Here is a 1,599-nt window from a genome sequence, read left to right as displayed (position 1 = left end):
CGAGATAGTGGGCGTCCGCGCCGGAGAAGCGGGGCGCCGCGACCCGGTGGCCGCCGCCGCCCATATGGCCGCAATCGAGGCGCTGGCGGCGCGCGGATTGTTGAAACCGGTCATTGCGCTGGAAGTGCCGATGGAGGATGCAACCGAGGCATTCCGCGCGATGGAGCGTGGTTCACTTGCCGGCAAGGCGATCGTCCGTATCGGCGCTGGTGCCTGAGGAGTTCGAGCATGACCAAACCAATGATTGCAGCGTTGCTGATCCTGCCGGCGATGCTGCTGGCCGCCTGCAACACCACGAAAGGCGTCGGCCGGGATGTGAAATCGGTGGGCAAGGCGATCGAGCGCGCCGCCGACTGATACCGGTTTTCGTTGACCGAATCGCGCGTCTGCGTCATTGGCGCGCCGTCGGCAGTTCAATGCAACTGGCGACGCTGCGGGAGAGTGTGTCGGCAACCACCGGCACCGCCGAAGGAGCAACCGCCCCCGGAATCTCTCAGGCCGAAGGACCGCAGCGTTGCACCCGCTCGTCGGGGACGGCAGTCTGGAAAGTGCGGATCGCCTGACGCGGGCCGCCACCGAAGGGGTAAGCCTTGGTCTTTGGCCATGGCGAAAGCTCTCAGGTCTCGTGACAGGCGGGGGCGGCGACAACGACCTTCAAGGGGAGGGTCGTGCTCGAGTCACGGGGAACCACGATGGCAGACACAATTGCCGCCGACCTGAAAACACTTCCGCTGGATGGCCTGCATCGCGAACTCGGTGCCCGCATGGTGCCGTTCGCGGGCTATTCGATGCCGGTGCAATATCCGGCTGGCGTCATGGCCGAGCATCTGTGGACACGTGAAAGCGCAGGGCTTTTCGATGTCAGCCACATGGGGCAACTGCTGCTGGAAGGCGAAGGCGCAGCCCGCTGGCTGGAGAGCCTTGCGCCGGGGGACTTTCTGGCCCTGCCGTCGCATCGGACGCGCTATTCGCTGCTGCTGGCCGACGATGGCGGCATTCTCGACGACCTGATGGTGACGAACATCGGCACCGCCGCCCGGCCCGACCGTTTCTATCTGGTGGTGAACGGCGCCACCAAGCACGCCGATATCGCGCACATGCGCCAGCGCCTGCCGGAAGGCCTCAGCCTGACCCATCTCGACGACCATGCTCTGCTGGCGTTGCAGGGGCCGAAGGCGGTGGCGGTGCTGGAAGCGCTTGGCCCCGTTCCTGAAATCCAGGATCTGCCACCGCTGGCCGGGATGAAGTTCATGACCGGATACCAGTTTCTGTGTCAGGGCATCCGGGTTGCCATCACCCGCTCGGGGTACACCGGCGAAGACGGTTTCGAAATCGGCCTGCCGGCAAAGGATGCCGAACGCTTCGCCCGCCTGCTGCTGGCGGACGAGCGGGTGAAGCCGATCGGGCTTGGCGCGCGCGATTCTTTGCGGCTCGAAGCCGGGCTGCCGCTCTATGGCCATGACCTGACGCCCGAAACCGAACCGGTGGAAGCCGGGCTTGGCTTTGCCATTTCCAAGCGCCGCAAGACCGAGGGCGGGTTTCCGGGCGCTGCGCGCATCCTGAAGGCGCTGCTGGACGGGCCATCACGCAAGCGTGTCG

At 65.7% G+C, this 1,599-nt stretch carries 3 protein-coding genes and 2 riboswitches; all 3 genes read left to right on the top strand.

Features of this window, described 5'->3' with window-relative positions; genetic code table 11:
- The coding region (locus AC16JP_RS12040) for a zinc-binding dehydrogenase (RefSeq protein WP_484340858.1) at positions 1–217 on the top strand (217 nt) is incomplete at its 5' end.
- Positions 218–228: 11 nt separating this feature from the next.
- A complete protein-coding gene (locus AC16JP_RS12035; RefSeq protein ID WP_484340857.1) occupies positions 229–357 on the top strand; it encodes an entericidin A/B family lipoprotein in 129 nt (42 codons plus the stop codon).
- A 67-nt stretch (positions 358–424) separates the two neighbouring features.
- Positions 425–519: riboswitch (glycine riboswitch) on the top strand.
- Positions 520–531: 12 nt separating this feature from the next.
- Positions 532–642, top strand: a riboswitch (glycine riboswitch).
- Positions 643–692: 50 nt separating this feature from the next.
- Positions 693–1,599 (top strand): glycine cleavage system aminomethyltransferase GcvT (gcvT, locus tag AC16JP_RS12030; RefSeq protein ID WP_484340856.1); only part of this gene is annotated, 907 nt, incomplete at its 3' end.

Source organism: Sandaracinobacteroides sp. (genome assembly GCF_057137845.1).
Note: the sequence above shows the minus strand (reverse complement) of the source record. Positions and strands in the feature narration are given on the sequence as shown.

What these genes read in the sequence shown, in the direction of transcription:
- AC16JP_RS12035 (WP_484340857.1), top strand. Translation starts at nt 229, where the DNA reads ATGACCAAACCAATGATTGCAGCGTTGCTGATCCTGCCGGCGATGCTG.